The sequence below is a fragment of the Mesorhizobium sp. B2-4-15 genome (assembly GCF_006658505.1).
In the GTDB taxonomy this organism is placed as follows: Bacteria; Pseudomonadota; Alphaproteobacteria; order Rhizobiales; family Rhizobiaceae; genus Mesorhizobium.
Genome location: NZ_VFUZ01000012.1, coordinates 69,615 through 86,121 on the forward strand (window position 1 = coordinate 69,615; position 16,507 = coordinate 86,121).

At 63.8% G+C, this 16,507-nt stretch carries 17 protein-coding genes; 8 read left to right on the forward strand and 9 right to left on the reverse strand.

From position 1 onward, the window contains the following. Window positions 1–46 precede the first annotated feature (46 nt). From FJ930_RS16070 to FJ930_RS16085, 4 genes are all read left to right on the forward strand, one after another. Window positions 47–649: a BA14K family protein gene (locus FJ930_RS16070; RefSeq protein ID WP_141838956.1), complete on the forward strand. Its 603-nt coding sequence runs from the start codon at window positions 47–49 to the stop codon at window positions 647–649. A gap of 107 nt (window positions 650–756) precedes the next feature. Then, the gene (locus FJ930_RS16075; protein ID WP_141838958.1) at window positions 757–1,086 is read left to right on the forward strand and encodes a DUF2934 domain-containing protein; all 330 of its coding nucleotides are present in this window, start codon (window positions 757–759) and stop codon (window positions 1,084–1,086) included. A gap of 219 nt (window positions 1,087–1,305) precedes the next feature. Further along, window positions 1,306–1,590: a PRC-barrel domain containing protein gene (locus FJ930_RS16080; protein WP_140611503.1), complete on the forward strand. Its 285-nt coding sequence runs from the start codon at window positions 1,306–1,308 to the stop codon at window positions 1,588–1,590. Window positions 1,591–1,646: 56 nt separating this feature from the next. Then, a complete protein-coding gene (locus tag FJ930_RS16085; RefSeq protein ID WP_010910556.1) occupies window positions 1,647–1,796 on the forward strand; it encodes a hypothetical protein in 150 nt (49 codons plus the stop codon). A 177-nt stretch (window positions 1,797–1,973) separates the two neighbouring features. On the opposite strand, the gene FJ930_RS16090 is transcribed toward FJ930_RS16085, so the two are convergent. The 7 genes from FJ930_RS16090 to FJ930_RS16120 all read right to left on the reverse strand — a co-directional run bounded on the left by FJ930_RS16090 (window position 1,974) and on the right by FJ930_RS16120 (window position 11,120). Beyond that, window positions 1,974–3,158 (reverse strand): patatin-like phospholipase family protein, encoded by a 1,185-nt coding sequence (locus FJ930_RS16090; RefSeq protein WP_141838960.1) that lies wholly within the window; start codon window positions 3,156–3,158, stop codon window positions 1,974–1,976. A gap of 30 nt (window positions 3,159–3,188) precedes the next feature. Continuing rightward, on the reverse strand, window positions 3,189–3,785 hold the full coding sequence (locus FJ930_RS16095) for a hypothetical protein (protein ID WP_140741427.1): 597 nt from the start codon (window positions 3,783–3,785) through the stop codon (window positions 3,189–3,191). Between the two features lie 11 nt (window positions 3,786–3,796). Then, window positions 3,797–6,901 (reverse strand): efflux RND transporter permease subunit, encoded by a 3,105-nt coding sequence (locus FJ930_RS16100; protein WP_281408911.1) that lies wholly within the window; start codon window positions 6,899–6,901, stop codon window positions 3,797–3,799. Continuing rightward, window positions 6,901–7,983: an efflux RND transporter periplasmic adaptor subunit gene (locus tag FJ930_RS16105; RefSeq protein ID WP_141838964.1), complete on the reverse strand. Its 1,083-nt coding sequence runs from the start codon at window positions 7,981–7,983 to the stop codon at window positions 6,901–6,903. Before FJ930_RS16105 ends, FJ930_RS16100 begins: the two co-directional genes overlap by 1 nt. Before the next feature lie 268 nt (window positions 7,984–8,251). Beyond that, complete coding sequence (locus FJ930_RS16110; protein ID WP_246676941.1) at window positions 8,252–9,022, reverse strand: 3-hydroxybutyrate dehydrogenase; 771 nt, start codon at window positions 9,020–9,022, stop codon at window positions 8,252–8,254. Between the two features lie 43 nt (window positions 9,023–9,065). Further along, window positions 9,066–9,851 carry an acetoacetate decarboxylase gene (locus FJ930_RS16115; protein WP_141839132.1) on the reverse strand — a complete coding sequence of 262 codons (786 nt, stop codon included), beginning with the start codon at window positions 9,849–9,851 and terminating at the stop codon, window positions 9,066–9,068. Between the two features lie 105 nt (window positions 9,852–9,956). Continuing rightward, window positions 9,957–11,120 carry a patatin-like phospholipase family protein gene (locus FJ930_RS16120; RefSeq protein ID WP_141838966.1) on the reverse strand — a complete coding sequence of 388 codons (1,164 nt, stop codon included), beginning with the start codon at window positions 11,118–11,120 and terminating at the stop codon, window positions 9,957–9,959. 164 nt (window positions 11,121–11,284) lie between these two features. On the opposite strand from FJ930_RS16120, the gene FJ930_RS16125 reads away from it, so the two are divergent. The 4 genes from FJ930_RS16125 (at window position 11,285) to minE (ending at window position 14,286) form a co-directional block, all read left to right on the forward strand. Next, on the forward strand, window positions 11,285–11,908 hold the full coding sequence (locus tag FJ930_RS16125; RefSeq protein WP_141838968.1) for a TetR/AcrR family transcriptional regulator: 624 nt from the start codon (window positions 11,285–11,287) through the stop codon (window positions 11,906–11,908). Window positions 11,909–12,130: 222 nt separating this feature from the next. After that, the gene (minC, locus tag FJ930_RS16130) at window positions 12,131–13,078 is read left to right on the forward strand and encodes a septum site-determining protein MinC (RefSeq protein ID WP_141838970.1); all 948 of its coding nucleotides are present in this window, start codon (window positions 12,131–12,133) and stop codon (window positions 13,076–13,078) included. A 123-nt stretch (window positions 13,079–13,201) separates the two neighbouring features. Next, window positions 13,202–14,017 (forward strand): septum site-determining protein MinD, encoded by an 816-nt coding sequence (minD, locus tag FJ930_RS16135; protein WP_141838972.1) that lies wholly within the window; start codon window positions 13,202–13,204, stop codon window positions 14,015–14,017. Continuing rightward, the gene (minE, locus tag FJ930_RS16140) at window positions 14,014–14,286 is read left to right on the forward strand and encodes a cell division topological specificity factor MinE (RefSeq protein ID WP_140612058.1); all 273 of its coding nucleotides are present in this window, start codon (window positions 14,014–14,016) and stop codon (window positions 14,284–14,286) included. The genes minD and minE overlap by 4 nt, the downstream gene beginning before the upstream one ends. Before the next feature lie 170 nt (window positions 14,287–14,456). Here the strand turns inward: minE and FJ930_RS16145 are convergent, their stop codons facing one another. Together FJ930_RS16145 and FJ930_RS16150 are read right to left on the reverse strand one after the other, a co-directional pair. Then, a complete protein-coding gene (locus FJ930_RS16145; RefSeq protein WP_141838974.1) occupies window positions 14,457–15,698 on the reverse strand; it encodes an ATP-binding protein in 1,242 nt (413 codons plus the stop codon). Next, on the reverse strand, window positions 15,695–16,420 hold the full coding sequence (locus FJ930_RS16150; RefSeq protein WP_141838976.1) for a response regulator: 726 nt from the start codon (window positions 16,418–16,420) through the stop codon (window positions 15,695–15,697). Before FJ930_RS16150 ends, FJ930_RS16145 begins: the two co-directional genes overlap by 4 nt. Window positions 16,421–16,507 lie beyond the last annotated feature (87 nt).

Below are 16,507 nucleotides of genomic sequence, written 5' to 3' on the forward strand. Positions count from 1 at the left end.
GCCTTGATGCTCCGCATTTTATGAGCGAGGGCTTACGGAGGGTGACGTGAAAGCGATTTTTGGATTGGTCTGCGGCTTCGTCTTGACTCTTGCCGTTTTCGGCAGCGGGCTGGGCTTCGCCGCCTGGCTGCTTGCCGCCAAAGCCCCGCGTGAGGCAAGGCCGACCGTCAGCGTGTCGGAGCTGTGGACCAGAAACGCGCGGCCGGTGGACAAGGCGGCGCAAAATCTCGAACGCGTGCCGGCCGACCAGCCCGCGCCGACTGACCTGGCCCCCAAAGAGCCGGCGCCCGACCCGACCGTGACAAGCGCGGTTCCGCCGGTGGCGGCCGAAGGGCAGGCCGCGCTGCCGCCGTCGCATGTCCAATGGTGCGCCAGCCACTACCGCTCCTACAATCCGGGCGACAACAGCTACATGTCCTATAGCGGGCGGCAGCGCTCCTGCATCTCGCCCTATCTCGACGCCGGCGGCCAGTCCGCGCAGCCTTCGGCCGAAGTCAGCTATGCCGAGGCGGGCGGCGCCGGTTCGGCCGCCGCTACGGAGCCTTCCGCCGACCATGTCGATAGCTGTTTCAGCCGCTACCGCTCCTACCGGCCGGAGGACAACAGTTACCAGCCATATTCGGGCGGGCCGAGACGGCAATGCGAGTAGCGGGCCCGATGGCGATGAGAGGCGCCAGCGCCTTTCCCGTTCACGCAGATTTTTTGGATCGTTCGCCTCAGCGCGGCGTTCATTCCCCACACGGTGGAGGAACTGATATGAGCGACGACAGGAACGACAGGATCCGCGAGCGCGCCTACCAGATCTGGCAGCGCGAAGGCGGCGTGCATGGCGACCACGAGCGGCACTGGCATCAGGCCGAGATGGAGATCGACAGGGAGGCCGCCCTGCCGCTGACGGCCGGCGATGCACTGCCCCAGACACGCGAGATCGCCAGCTCGGACGTGCTGGCGGTGGAGGATCTCGCCATGCGCACCGGCATCTCGGGCGACGAGGCGCAGGAACTGCTCGACCGCCTGGGCAGCGACCGCGCCGCGATCGAACAGGCCGCGCGCAGCCTCGGGGCGAAGAAGCGCGCCAAATCCTGACGCCTTGTTTTCAGGCAGTTCGGGGCGGACAGGCGCCATGCACGGTTCCCCGAATTGCTGAAGCCGGCCATGAAAGCGCGGTGCCGGCGGGCAGCTAGGCCGGCGGCATGCGGCTGCCTGGCTGGCGTCGTCGACATAGGCGACAGCTCCTTCGCTTGCATCGGAACCCTTGGCCGCCTCGGAGGTTCACCCTGTCCCCCAACCAAGGAGATTGAAGTCATGGACCACACAAACCACGTCAGGCTGAGCCCGGCCGAACTGACTCCGGACACGCTCGAAGGCGCCACCATCTACGGGCCTCGGGACGAGAAGATCGGCTCGGTCGATCATCTGCACGGCAGCCAGGTCGTCATCGATGTCGGCGGCTTCCTCGGCATCGGCGCCAAGCCGGTCGCCGTCGCCGCCAGCGAACTCGATTTCATGCGCGACGAGGACGGCGACGTCCACGCCGTGACCAACTGGACCAAGGATCAGCTGAAAGCCATGCCCGAGCACCGCGACTGACAATCCGAAGGCCCGGCGGCGACCGGGCCCTTCGTCTTTTCGAAGAGGAGAGACCGATGATCAGGAAACTCAAGGACGGAAAATACCGGCTCTATTCACGCAAGAAGGACGAGAAGACGGGCAAGCGGCGGAACCTGGGCACGTTCGACACGCGCGAGGCGGCGGAGAAGCACGAGAAGGAGGTGCAGTATTTCAAAAGGCACTGAGGGGTAAATTCCCGGAGCGGCAGCAATGCGCCTCAACCATGACGTTGAACGTCCCGTATGGCGGTCCGATAAGCCGCCGTTTGCCTCGCACAATAGCCAGTGGTGAAGATTCAGGCCGACTTTCCGGAACGCGCGGAACGGCCAGCGGGCACGGCGGGACCACCGGCTCGAACCAACTCATCTCGAAAAACGAGGCGGCACGTTTTTCCATGGCACGCCATCCCGGCCCATTTCATAGCCTTTTTCGAACAGAGCCCGCATGAACTTGTTCTCGAACGGGGTTTTCGGCTCATCGGTGAAGTCGGCCGGAACGTCTATGAAGTTGTAGGCGATGCCGTCGCGCCTGGCGATGGCGTAAAGCCTGTAAAGATCGCCGATCCCTTGCGTCTTGATGAGGGACGAGACCGCCTTCTCCGCGATGTCGGGCAATGTGGCCTTCACGATCCCAGGCACCGGCGTCGTCCGGCCATTGCGGATGATATAGAGGCGCGCCTTGACCCGGGCGTGGAACGTCCGATCAAGCTCGCGCATGCTCAAGCCGGCGGGCATTAGAAAGACCTGGTTGCTGGTTCCGCCATCGACATGCATTTCGTGGTACGTTTTGCCGGAGGCGGTCACTTGCAGCTCGACGGGAGGGAATATCCCTGGAATGGCGGTCGAGGCCAGGATGACTTGCTTGAAGAGCTTCAGCCGGTCCGGCCGGCGGCTCGCCGCGATGGCGCCCATGTCCCAGATCACTGGCCGATCCGCATCGAGATTGGTCGTTCCGATGAAGAGCCTGCGTCCCTTGCCGGATTCTGCGGCGATCTGATCGAGCATGTCCTCGGTAACTTCTTCGTCGAGCATTTTGGCAAGGGGAGCGTTGCTGGTGATCGAGGCGCTCGACAGCACGCCGAGGAAGCTGTGCTCGGTGTAGATGTTGGCGTCCTTGATCGTCGTGAAGGCATGCTTCAGGCGATCGTCATAGGCCGGGCCAAGGAACGCGAAGGGCGCGATCAACGATCCGGTGCTGATGCCGGTGACGATGTCGAACCTGGGCCTGGTACCGGACTTGGTCCAGCCGGCGAGAATTCCCGCGCCGAAGGCGCCGCTGCTGCCGCCGCCCGAAATCGTAAGCGCGTCGAGCTCTCGCAGCTTGATCGAAGGGTCGGCCTTTGCCGCCTTGATTCTCTCGTCGCGGAACTTGATGAGACGATCGGGCGGGAAACTTTCGTCGGAATCGCCCCAGACGCGTATGTCCCGGGGATAGCCACTCACTTCGGCGGCAGTCATGCGTTCCGTCGGCACGCCATCGCGCGGATAGGCGGCGATGCAGCCTGTGAGCTGAGCTGCACACAGGCAAAGCAGGATGATCCTCAGCATAGCCGTCGGGGCCCCTGATGTGGTTTCTTTTCAAGCTAAGGCGAAGCTGCGAAAAAGCTGTTCGCCTCCGAGCACGGCGAAGGAGACGACGGTCATCAGCAGGGCGCGGTGGAAACGTGCCTGTTTGATCTCCCTCACGCGTGAGGTCTTCAGCAGTTCGGCAGCTATCACCGAGGTCCAATCGGATTGTACGGCCAGGTGGACCAGGTCGCGCACATCGGCGAAAAATCCTGGATCCACATGGTAGATGGGCGGGACCGCGCAGGCACCGGTCATTTTGCAGTTGAGTTCCTTGTCCGCCCGCTTGCGGCTCGGATAGAGCACTTGCCCGAACTGCACGATCGGCATGATGACGATCCCCCAGACGGCCATGTAAAACAGCGGCCCGAGCGGTGCATGCGAGGGCAGCAGGTCGCCGAAGCGCAGGATCAGGTTGAGGGCGAGAATGTAGCCCACGCCCACGATCTGCGCCTTAGTGTCATAGGAACGCGCCACCGATTGCGCCTCCTGCAGCGCTCCGGCCAGCATCTTGTCGACATATTCACGCGTCGTCCGGTCGGGTTCCGCGCACCTGGCGGCATCGGTCGTGAGAAAGCGGTCAAGGAGAGTGGGGCGTGTTTCCAGCATGGCTGCCTCCTTCATCGATCCGACAAGGCCAGGATCGGGATTGCGTCGGCGCTGGGCTCGGGCGCCGCCAACGGCTCGTCGCTTTCCCGGATTCCGTTCACCATCACATAAAGGGCTGGCAGGAAAACCAGCGTCAGCATGGTGGCGACGGCGAGCCCCCCGACGATGGCGTATGCCATCGGTCCCCAGAAGACGTCGTGCATGATCGGGATCATGCCGAGGATCGCCGCTGCCGCGGTGAGCATGATCGGCCGGAACCGATGGACGGTCGCATCGATCACCGCCTTCCACGGTTCTACCCCTTGAGCCCGCTCATGCTCGATCTGGTGCACCAGGATCACCGAGTTGCGGATGATCATGCCGGCGAGCGCGATGATGCCGAGCGTCGCGATGAAACCCATCGGGGTGCTGGTGGTCAGCAACGCGGTGGCAACTCCGATAAGCCCGAGAGGCGCCACGCTGATGACCATGGCGACCTGCCGGAAACTCCCGAGCTGGACCATCAACACCGTAAGCATCAGGGTGATCATCAGCGGGAACTGGGCCAGCAGGGCGGCGTTGCTGAGCGCGGTCTTTTCCACCGTGCCGCCGGTCTCGATCGACGTTTCAGCCGGCATCGACTTGGAAAGCGTGTCCAGCGCAGCGGCAATGTGCTGGTGAACGAAGGCCGGCTGCAGTCCCGGCAGCGGCTGTGCCTGGACTGTGATCGTGGGCAGGCGCCGACGCCTCCAGACATAGCCTTCATCGAGGTCGTATTTGAAATCGGCGAGCTCCCGCAACGGAACGGATGCGCCCGTCGGGGTGGTGATCTGAAGGTGGCGCAGGGCTTCGATGCTGGAACGCTCGTCGTTCTGGGCGCGTGCGACCACGTCGACCAGGTAGATGGAATCGCGCAGTTGCGTGACCGTCGAGCCGTTGAGCACCCGGTTGAGCGCTTGGGAAAGCTGTTCGGAGCTAAGCCCCGCCTGCCGGACGCGGTCCTGGTCGACGACGATGCGCAACGTCTTGTTCTTCTCGCCCCAGTCGAAGTTGACGGTTTGCACGAGGCCAGAAGCCCGCAGGATATCGGCCACCTGCTCGCCATATTTCCTGGCTTCGTCGGGAGTAGGCGCGCTCACCCGGTACTGCACGGGCCAGCCCACCGGGGGGCCCAGTTCCAGGCGCGAAATGCGCGCGGTCACGTCCGGAAAACTGTCGGCGAACAGCGCCTGCAGTTTGGCCTGCACGCGATCGCGCGCCTGAAGGTCCTTGGCCACGACAACGGTCTCGGCCATGAAGTCGTTGTCGAGCTGCACATCCAGGGGCAGATAGAACCGGATGGCGCCGCCGCCGACATAGGAGGAGAAGTGGTCGATATCGGCGTCGCCCGCAAGCGCCTCCTCCAGCCGTTTGGTTTGCGTCTCGGTAGCGGTGATCGAGGCATTCTTGGGCAGCGTCATCGTCACCAGCAGTTCAGGCCGGTTGGAGGCCGGGAAGAACTGCTGCTGGACGAAGCCCATGCCATAAAGCGAGAGGCCAAAGGCAGCGAGGGATGCGGCGATGGTGAGAAAACGGTGCCGCATGGTGAACGCAAGCAGGCGTCGGAACAGCCGCATGAGTGGTCCTGGCTCCGCCGCCCCATGCGCTTTCATGTGTTTAGGCAAGAGGGTCAGCCCGAGCACCGGCGCGAAGAGGACGGCGACGAACCATGACGCGATGAGCGCCACGCCTATGACTGCGAACAGCGAGAAGGTGTATTGTCCGGTATTGTTGTTCGCGAACCCGATCGGCAGGAAGCCGAGCAGCGTGATCAGTGTTCCCGTCAGCATCGGGAAGGCGGTGGACGTATAGGCAAAGGTCGCTGCCTTGATCTTCGGCATGCCTTCTTCGATCTTGGAGATCATCATCTCGATCGTGATCATGGCGTCGTCGACCAGAAGGCCGAGCGCGATGATCAGCGCACCGAGCGAAATGCGCTGCAGGCTGATTCCCGCCGCTTCCATGAATGCGAAGACGATGGCGAGGACGAGCGGAATGGACAGGGCGACCACCAGGCCGGCGCGCAGACCGAGGCTGAGGAAGCTCACCACGAGCACGATTGCGACCGCTTCGAGGAGAGCCTTGGTGAATTCGCCGATGGCCTCACGCACGACTTCGGGCTGGTCCGATACCAGATTGAGCTCGATGCCGACAGGAAAGCGCTGCTTCAGCCGCTCCGCCACCGCGTGCAGTCCCTTGCCGAAGTCGAGATTGTTGCCGCCGTCGCGCATGTTGATGCCGATGCCGATGGCCGGCTTGCCGTTGACGCGAAACATCTTGCTGGGCGGATCGCTATAGCCGCGCTGCACCTCGGCGATGTCCGAGAGCTTGTAGAAGCGCCCGTTCACGGAAAAATTGAGCTTGGCTATGTCGCCCGGCGCCAACGCGGAGCCGGTCATGTCGACCAGCACGTTCTCGCTGGGCGTGTTGATGATTCCGGAAGGCACGACGGCATTCTGGTGGGCGATCGCCGTCAGCACGTCATCGAGGCTGAGCTTCAGGTTGGCGAGCTTCTGCGGCGAGAAATTCAGGTAGAGCTTTTCGTCCTGGTCGCCATAGATGTCGACCTTGCCTACGTCGGGAGCACGCAGGAACTCGGCCCGCGCGGTCTCGGCGAAATCACGTGCCTGACGCGGGCTGAAACCGTCATAGCTTATGCCGTAGATGGAGCCGAAGACGTCGCCGAACTCGTCATTGAAGAACGGCCCGACCACGCCTTGCGGCAGGGTCTGACTTATGTCGCTGACCTTCTTGCGGACCTGGTACCAGATGCCGGCGAGGTCGCGCTTGCGAGTGGATTCCTTCAGGTAGACGAAAATCGTCGCCTGGCCCGGCTTGGTGTAGCTTTTGAGGTAGTCGAGGTTCGGAGTTTCCTCGAGCTTCTTCTCGATTCGGTCCGTCACCTGCTGCATCGTGTCGGCCGCGGTGGCCCCGGGCCAGTTTGCCTGGACCACCATGGTCTGCACCGTGAAATCCGGGTCTTCCTGACGGCCAAGACGCTCGTAGGAGGTGATTCCAGCCGCCACGCAGACGAGCATCAGGAAGACGACGATCGAGCGGTTGTGGACGGCCCATTCGGAAAGGTTGAAGCTGGCCATCACTCGACCTCCGCATTGGGCTTGACCGCTTCGCCGTCAGCGAGCGAGTTCACGCCGGCGACCACCACCTTGTCGCCCGCGACCAGTCCCTGGCTCACGGTGACGGAATTTGCATCGAACTGCAGCAGTTGGACCTTGCGACGCTCCACCTTGTCGTCTTTGCCAACCACCCAAACCTGCGGCTCGTTTCCCGACTGCAGCAGCGCGCTCGGGGGAAGCGTCGCAACCATGGGACCCCCGTCGCTTTCGACCCGGCCGACAACGATTGCTCCCAGCCGCATTTCCGGCGGCGGAGCAGGTATGGCAACCCTCACCTGATAGGTGCCGGTGGCGCTGTCAGCCTCGGGCGAAATCTCGCGGACCGTGCCGGTCACCGCGATTTCAGGGTGGGCCTGAAGCGCAACGTTCACCGGCATGCCAAGGCTTGCCCTGACGACGTCCTCGCTCGCGACGGCAAAGACGGCTTCGCGCTCGTCATTGCGCGAAATCTCGATCACCATCTGTCCGGCGACCACCACCTGGCCAGGGTCCGCCCCGGTCGCGGTCACGATGCCGTCGTCGGGCGCCTTGAGCTCCGTATAGGCAAGCTGGTTCTGGGCGATGCGCAGATTGGCCTCGGTCGCCTGAACTTGCGCTTGCGCGCTGCGCAGCGACTTCAGCGCGTCATCATACTGCGAATGCGTGGCGAAGCCCTTGGCGAGGAGGGCCCGAAACCTCTCCTCCTGGGCGGCGGCCTGGGCGAGCGCGGCCTTGGCTGCGTCGAGGTCCGCCGCGGTGGCGGTCACCTTGTTCTGGTAATCCACGGCGCTCAGTGCCGCGAGCTTCTGGCCCTTCTTGACCGTTGCGCCGGCGTCGACATCGCGTGAGACGAGCCTGCCGCCGACCTCGAAACCGACCTGGCTGACATAGCGTGATTGGATGCGGCCGGCGCCTTGCGTTACCAGCATGAACTTGTGGGGCGTTATCACCACCACGCGCGCCGTTCGCGGCGCTGCCGGCGCCTCGGCCTCCTTTTGTGAACAGCCGGCAAGACAAAGGCCGGCGATGCCGGCCAAAAGGGAAAGACGCCACGACAGGCGCATGGAAGCCTCCGCTCGAAAGATCGGGTTGCAGGGAACTGAAAAAGGCGAGCCACGGGCCGAACTGAGTGGCTGATTTCGGTTTAGACTACTAAGTCAAATCGACTATGTAGTCAATATGAGTTACACGCAATCGTGCCATGCAAAAAGGCCATGGCGAATGGAAGGCGACCTCGAAGGAGATGGGAAGCGAGACCAGGGCGCCGAGCCGACGTCCGCGGCGCTTCACGGGGGCCTATGTATCGTCGTCGGCTCGGTTTCGAAGTCTTGGCTACTGCATCGACCATCCGTGGCTGACCACCAGCGACTGGCCGGTCAGCGCGCTGGACGGGAAGGCCGCGAGAAACAACGCTGCTTCCGCCACGTCCTGAACAGTCGTGAACTCGCCGTCGACGGTTTCCTTCAGCATGATGTTTTTGACGACTTCCGCTTCAGATATCCCGAACGCGCGGGCCTGTTCCGGAATCTGCTTTTCCACCAGCGGCGTGCGAACGAAACCGGGGCAGATCACATTGGCACGAACTCCATGGGCGGCACCCTCCTTCGCTACGACCTTAGCCAGACCGATCAGGCCATGCTTGGCTGTCACATAAGCCGCTTTGAGCGGCGATGCTTCCTTGGAATGTACCGATCCCATGTAGATGATGCTGCCGCTGTTCTGCTTGTACATCTGCCGCAAGGCGGCGCGGGTGGTCAGGAAGGCGCCATCGAGGTGGATGGAAAGGAGTTTCTTCCATTTTGCGAATTCGAATTCGACGAGTGGGCCGACGATCTGGACACCGGCATTGCTGACCAGGACGTCCAACCGGCCGAAGGCTTGGATCGCTTGGCCCATGCCGATTTCGACTTGCTCCTCATCGCCGACGTCCATCGCGACTCCGAGCGCACGTTTGCCCTCGGGATCGATCTCGGCCGCGGTCCTTTGGGCCGCCTGCCGATCGAGATCCGCGATGACCACCTTTGCCCCCTCACTGGCAAAGGTGAGTGCAATTTCCCTGCCGATGCCGCTCGCGGCTCCAGTGATCATCACGACCTTGTCCATAAGACGGCCGTCGGGATCCGCAGCCTGCTTGACCGACAACGTTTCATTCAGCGAACGCATGGGTTTTTCCTTTGCTAAACATTGGCTTCGCGTCGGCAAGATAGTCATGGACAACCGTCCCGAGCGGCAGGGTCAGATCGGCAACGATGTGCATCGCCGATACCACTTCCAGAACCGGCAGCTCCGCCACGGGGGCCAGCGCGTGCGACCAAAGATCGAGCGATGCCGGGCCGTGCCAGGCTTCCTTGAGATCGATGTCTTCCAAACGGTATTCGACCAGTTCACAGATGCGCGGCCTGCCGTCGACATGGGGGATGATCTTAAGCAGGAAATTGGGTCCGCCGAGTGAGGTCCTTACGGATGCGAGTTCGGCAGCCCGATGCTTGTAGCCCATCGTTGCGGTGGCGACACGGACCGGGCCGTAGTCGAGCGTGCCCACAAGAGTATCGGTCTCCACGCGGAGCGTGGGACTGGCCAGCTTCTTTGGGAAACCCCACAGTTCGCGGCCACCTGCGATCGGCGGGTGATCGTCAAGAAACATGCAATGGGTGTAGCTGCCATGGCGGCCGCGAAAGGAGACAGGAATGACCTGTCCACTTTCCGTGTAGTCGCCAAAGCCCGAAGAGTCGGGCATGCGTATGAACTCGAACTTCACCAACGGGTCGGGCACATCAAGCGGTTCCGGCACAAGCTCGCGCAACTTCCTCGGATCCGTCCGATAGGTGATGATCAGATACTCGCGATTGCGGAAACGATAGGGGCCGACTGGATAGGCGGGGTTGGTCAGAGGCATGGCAAAGGCCGTTTCCCTGACAGTGTCTTGGTTCATGGCTGGGTGTTCCTTGGGTGGAGCGGTCTGCCGGGTTTCACGAGAAGCCCGTTTGAGCTTGGAGGATTGGAGCACGATCTCGATCGCGCGGCCGCGTCGCGGCCGCTACTCCTGCCCGTAGTCGGCGAGATCGTACGTGCTGACTCCCTCCAGATTGTCCGGTCTGCTTAGTGCCTCTGGCTGACGCAGCGTGCGCACCGCGTCGCTGTAACCGGCTTGCCAATGGTCCTCCATCGACAGCCTGGAAAATTCGTAATCCTTCGAGTGCGTCTCGTACTGTCTGGATCGATAGATCAGGTGAACCAATTTGTAGACCTTGTGGTCGGCAAGAGAGCTCAGCATGGTGGCTTCATCGCTGCCGAGCAGGTCGGCGGGAAGCTTTGCAAGTAAGCCCGCAAGCGCGTGCCGGGACCGCTGGTGCTGCTTGAACTGCTCGGTGTTGGCGCGCGTGCGGCTGGAATACTGGATTTCCTTCTGCCTGGTCGCCACGTCGGCAAGATTGCGAGGAAAATCACCCTGGGCGCTCCATAGGTCCACCTGGAAGGCGAGCGTGTCCTGCCGAGGCCCGTTCTCGGCCACCCATTGCAACGGAGTGTTCGAGATGAGGCCGCCGTCCCAGTAGAATTCCCCCTCGATCTCAATGGCCGGGAAGCCTGGCGGGAGCGAGCCGCTGGCCATCACGTGCTCTGGACGGATCGTATGGGTTTGATTGTCGAAGTAGACGAAATTACCCGTGCACACGTTGACCGCGCCTGCGCTGAAACGCATGCCGCCTGCGTTGATCCGGTCGAAGTCGACGAGCCGCTCAAGCGTGCTCTTCAGGTGGGTGGTTTCGTAAAAACTTGTGCCCTCGATTGCTCCACCCGGGCGGAGCCAGGGAGCGGGTTGCCGGAGGCTGAAAAAGCCCGGCGCGCCGGCAATTGCCGCGCAGGCCGCGCTGAACTGATTGAAGATCGCGCGGGACAGGTCGCCTTTGGGAGCCAGCGCATCCGCGGTGCTAGCCCAGTCGAGCAGAGGGTTCGCCGTAATCTCGCGCCAGAACGCACGTAGCTTTGAGACCCGTTCGGAAGGAGCGTTACCGGCAATGATTGCCGCGTTGATGGAGCCGATGGACACGCCGGCAACCCAGTCCGGATGAATGTCGGCTTCCGCAAGAGCTTCATAGACTCCCGCTTGGTAGGCCCCGAGCGCGCCTCCACCTTGCAGCACCAGGGCAATGCATTCGAACGGCAGCGGCCTTGATTTGAAGTGCTGGGACTGAACATTCATTGATGCCATTCCTTATTGTCAGATACGCTTGTGTTGCGAACACCGGAGCTCGAGCTGCTGCCCGAGCTCGCTGGGCAAGTTTCATATTGTACAAATGCGTCAAATCGACTATTTGGTCAATATGATATTTGCGTAATGGTGCAATGCAAAAAAGGCAGGACGGAATGGCAAAGGTTGATTTGGCGCGCAGGGCGGAGATCGGACGGGAGAAGCGGGAGAGAACGCGTACGCTGATCTTGGATGCCGGGATGATGCTGATGGGAGAACGCCCTCGCGAGGCCGTCACGATCGATGCCGTGGTCGAGGCCGCCGGGGTCGCGAAGGGGACCTTCTACTACCACTTCCAGAGCATCGACGAGCTGGCCGCGGCTGTGGGGGAGAAACTCGGCGAGAGCTTCGACGCGGTGCTGACGGATGCACGCCTCGCACTGGAGGATCCTGTCAAACGCCTGTCTTTCGCCTTCGCGAAGTTCCTGGAAAAGGCGATCTCGGACCCCAACTGGGCACGGCTGGTCGTGCAGAGTTCTCAGTCGCGCGCCGAGTATGCGCGAGGTGTTCGGGCGAATCTGAAGGCGGATATTAGTCAGGCAATAGCCCAGGATCGCGTGAGCATACGCGACGCGGAGCTCGCGGTGGACATCGTCACGGGTATATGGCTGCAGGTGACGCGAGGCATCCTCGATCGTGGCCCCAGGCCCGAACTGACACAGCGGACTATCGAGGCGGCACTACGGGCGCTCGGCGCATCGCGGTCGGACCAGCAGAACGCCTGGAACCAATGGGCATGACCGCACGGGTCGGCGCCACACTGGAAAGGCGACTTTCCAGCCAATCTCCCGAAAGCGGACGTTCCGCTTTTTTGACCCAGTGAAGACGTTCGCCGCGTCATGGGCAGGCGTGCGGCACCGGCCTTGAATTCTCTCCGTGGCTGCCAAGTTGATCACCTCCATTAACCATTTGTTAACCATTCGGCCGGCACCCTTTAACCATTGAGTAAGGATTCGCCAGCCGTGACCTTTGCCGCCCCCCTTGAGGCCAAATCCATTCGTTTCCGCGCACGCTCTTTCGTCGCGTTCACGCTGACGCCGGAGGCGCCGATTTCTGATTGGCTGGAGGGGCTGGATCACTGGATCGGCAATTCGCCGGGCTATTTTTCCGGGCGGCCGGTGGTGCTCGATCTCAATGTGCTGAAGCCCGCCGTCGAGGACATCGCGCTGCTGGTCGCCGCGCTCTGGGCGCGCGGCATCCGTGTCTATGCCATCGAGATGGAGGGGGCTTCGCTCGGGCCTGATCTGCCGCCGATACTGGCCGGCGCCAAGGAGGCGACGGCCGAGGGGCTGCTTGGCCGGGCCGCACGCAAGGCGCGGGCGGAAGAGCTGGAGGCCGCCGCCGCCGAGGCGCCGGCCCGGGCGGAACCGCCAGGGCAAGAGGCAGCGCACGCGCAGGCCTTGCAGGCCGAGATGGCGGATCCCGCGCTGGCAAGGCTCGAAGCGGTCAGGATCGAACCGGCCCGGACGGAAGCAGCCAAGACGGAAGCAGCCAGGATGGAGGCGGCCAGGACGGATGCGGCCGGGACCGAGGCTGCAAGGGCGGGGCAGGGTGCTGTCCAGATGCCCCCCGAGCCCGCCGCCGGCACGCTGATGATCAAGGCGCCGATCCGTTCCGGACAGTCGGTCTTCCATCCGCATGGCGACGTCATCGTGCTGGGCTCGGTGGCGTCGGGTTCCGAGATCGTCGCCGGCGGCTCGATCCATGTCTACGGCACGCTGCGTGGCCGGGCGATCGCGGGCTCGGAAGGCAATATTTCGGCGCGCATCTTCTGCCGCAAGAACGAGGCGGAGCTGCTCGCGGTCGACGGCTGGTACACCACGGCCGAGGAGATGGAAGGGGTGTCGCGCGGCAAGGCGGTGCAGGCCTTCCTCGAAAACGATGCGCTGTGCGTAATGCCGCTCGGCTGAAGCCGGTTCTCGGGGCGCAAGCTTCGGGCCGGCTTCGCGTGCGAGTGTCGGCGGTTCTGATCAGGCGCCGTGCTGGCCACGGCGAAACGAAAACATAAAAACGCCAACGGAGGCTGGATTTATATGGGCAAGGTAGTGGTGGTCACTTCGGGCAAGGGGGGCGTCGGCAAGACGACCTCGACGGCCGCACTCGGCGCTGCCGTGGCCAAGACCGGCAAGAGGGTGGCGCTGGTCGATTTCGACGTCGGCCTCAGGAACCTCGACCTCATCATGGGCGCCGAGCGGCGCGTGGTGTTCGACCTCGTCAACGTCATCCAGGGCACCGCCAAGCTGTCGCAGGCGCTGATCCGCGACAAGCGGCTGGAGACGCTCTATCTGCTGCCGGCCTCGCAGACGCGCGACAAGGACGCGCTGACCGAGGAGGGTGTGGCCGAAGTCATCGCCCGGCTGCGCCAGGTGTTCGACTATGTGTTCTGCGACAGCCCGGCCGGCATCGAGCGCGGCGCCCAGCTCGCCATGCGCTTCGCCGACGAGGCGGTCATCGTCACCAATCCGGAGGTGAGCTCGGTGCGCGATTCCGACCGCATCATCGGCCTGCTCGACGCCCGCACCATGCGCGCCGAACAGGGCGAGCACATCGCCAAGCACGTGTTGGTCACCCGCTATGACGCGGCGCGCGCGGCGCGCGGCGAGATGCTGTCGATCGACGACGTGCTCGAAATCCTCTCGGTGCCGCTGCTCGGCATCATTCCCGAAAGCCAGGATGTGCTGAGGGCCTCCAACCTCGGCGCGCCGGTGACGCTCTCCGAACCCACCAACGCCGCCGCCAAGGCCTATCTCGAAGCGGCACGGCGCCTGGAAGGTGAAGACCTGCCGGTGATCGTTCCCTTCGAGCGCAAGGGCTTCCTCGACCGGCTTCTCGGAAGGAGGGCCGCATGAGCATCCTCGACCTCTTCAAGCGGCGCACCAGCGCGCCGGTGGCGCGCGAGCGGCTGCAGGTGCTGCTCGCCTATGAGCGCCGCAGCCGTGGCCAGCCCGATCTCGTTTCCGTTCTGCGCGAAGAGATCCTGGCTGTCATCGCCAAGCATGTGCAGATCGACCAGGACTACATCCAGGTCTCGATGGACCGCGGCGAGACCATGTCGACGCTGGAAATCGACATCCAGATCCCCAACAAAAGCGCCGTGCCGCTGGCGATGGCGGGTTAGCTCAACTGATCTCCCCCTCGAGGGGGAGATGTCGACGAAGGCGACAGAGGGGGTCGTCTCGCACGGATCGCCGGCATGATTTGGTCCAACAAAGGGTGTCGCGCTTCACGCGAGGCGACCCCCTCTGGCCTGCCGGCCATCTCCCCCTCGAGGGGGGAGATTGCGCACCCTTACACCGCGTCAAACAACACCGTCTGCGCCAGTCCGCCGCCCGTGCGGTTCTCCAGCGTGACCGTGCCGCCGTAGCGCTCGATGATTTCCTTGGCGATGGCGAGGCCCAGTCCGGCACCGGGGACGGATTGCTGGCGGCCGGGGTCGACGCGGAAGAAGGGCTCGAACGCCTTGTTGATGAGGTCGGGCGGAATGCCCGGGCCGTTGTCGAAAATGGTCAGGACCGCGCGCCTGTCGGAGACGGCAAGGGTGATGGTGCAGGCCTTGCCGTGGGTGGCGGCATTGACGATCAGGTTGCGCAGCGCGCGGCGCAGGCCGAGCGCGCCGGCGCGGATCGAAACCTTGTCCAGATGCCCGATCGAGACAGCATGGCCGAGCGAGGCCATTTCGGCTGAAATGTCGCGCACCATCTTTTCCAGGTCGATCGGCTCGACGGCATCCTGGTTCACCTCCTCGCGCACCAGGCGGATGGCGCTGTCGGCGATGCGGTCGAGTTCGTCGAGGTCGTGGAGCCATTTGTCGCGCTCCTCGTCGAGGAACTCGGCGCGCAGCCGCATGCGCGTCATCGGCGTGCGCAAATCGTGGCCGGCGGCGGCGACCAGCCGCATGCGGCTTTCCATTGATGTCTTCAGCCGTGACGAGAGCTGGTTCAGCGCATGCGCCGTCGCCTTGACCTCGGCCGAACCGACTTCCGGCACCGCGGCCAGCATGCCGTCGCTGCCGATCTTGGAGACGGCTGCCTCCAGCATTTCCAGCGGCCGGATCAGCACGGCGGTGAAATAGACCGAGACGGCGGTGGCGCCGGCCACGATCAGCGAGATCCAGCCGGCCAGCACCAGCCATTCGCGCCCTGGCGGCTTGAGGTGCGGCACCTCCATGATCGCCCAGCGGCTGTCGGGCAGTTGCACCGACGCGACATGGCCGGGTTCGTCCGGCTTCGCGCTGACGATGGCCAGCAGGTCGAGGCCGCGGCGGTGCAGGATGTCGTTGAGCATCGCCGTTTCCGCACGATCGACCTTGCCGCCGGCCGGACGCTCGGCGAACTGCACCCTCAGCACGTCCGGAATGGGCCCCGGCAGCAGCCGCGCCACGAGTTCCATCTGCTGGGCGACCCACGGCACGGTCAGCTCCGGCGGCGGCCCGCCGCCGCGCACGCTGATGACGGCGGCGGTCGCCAGGCCGACGACGCCGACGATCGAAAGGACCAGCAGCAGGATGAGGCGGCGGCGCAGCGAGTTCACGCCTGCGCCTCCACCGCCTCGACGCGCGCGGTGAGCTGGTAGCCGCCATTGCGCACGGTCTTGAACAGCGGCCCGTCGCCTGTATCGGCGAATTTGCGGCGCAGCCGGCTCATCAGCACGTCGACCGAGCGTTCCAGCGGATCACGCTCACGGCCTTGCGTGAGATCAAGCAGCTGGTCGCGCGACAGCAAGCGGCCGGGGCGGTCGAGGAACACCTGCAAGAGGTCGAACTCGGCGCCGGTGAGGTCGATGCTCATGCCTTGCGCATCGATCACCTTGCGGGTGTCGGGCTCCAGCCGGTAGCTGGCGAAGCGGTAGATGCGGGGCCGAGAGGCCGGCGCCTCTTCCGGCACGGCACGCCGCAGCACGGCGCGGATGCGGGCGGTGAGTTCGCGCGGGTTGAAGGGCTTGCCGAGATAGTCGTCGGCGCCGAGTTCCAGGCCGATGATGCGGTCGACATCTTCCTTCAGCGCCGTCAGCAGGATCACCGGGATCCGCGGCTTGCGGTCGCGCAAGGCGCGGCAGATGTCGAGCCCCGAACCGTCCGGCAGCATGACGTCGAGCACGACGAGGTCGAACTGGCCCGAGGCCAGCTTCTGCTCGCATTCGCGCCGGTCCGCCGCCACGGAGACGCGAAAGCCCTGGCCGTCGAGGTAGCGGCCGAGAAGCGTCCTGATCTCGCGGTCGTCGTCAACGACGAGGATATGGGGTTGTGCGTGCATGATCGTGCCCTTGCTTGACCGTGATTATAGGAAGAGCGCGCGCCAGCGGCATGGAAAATTGCAACGCAATGTTGCCAGCGGGCCGCC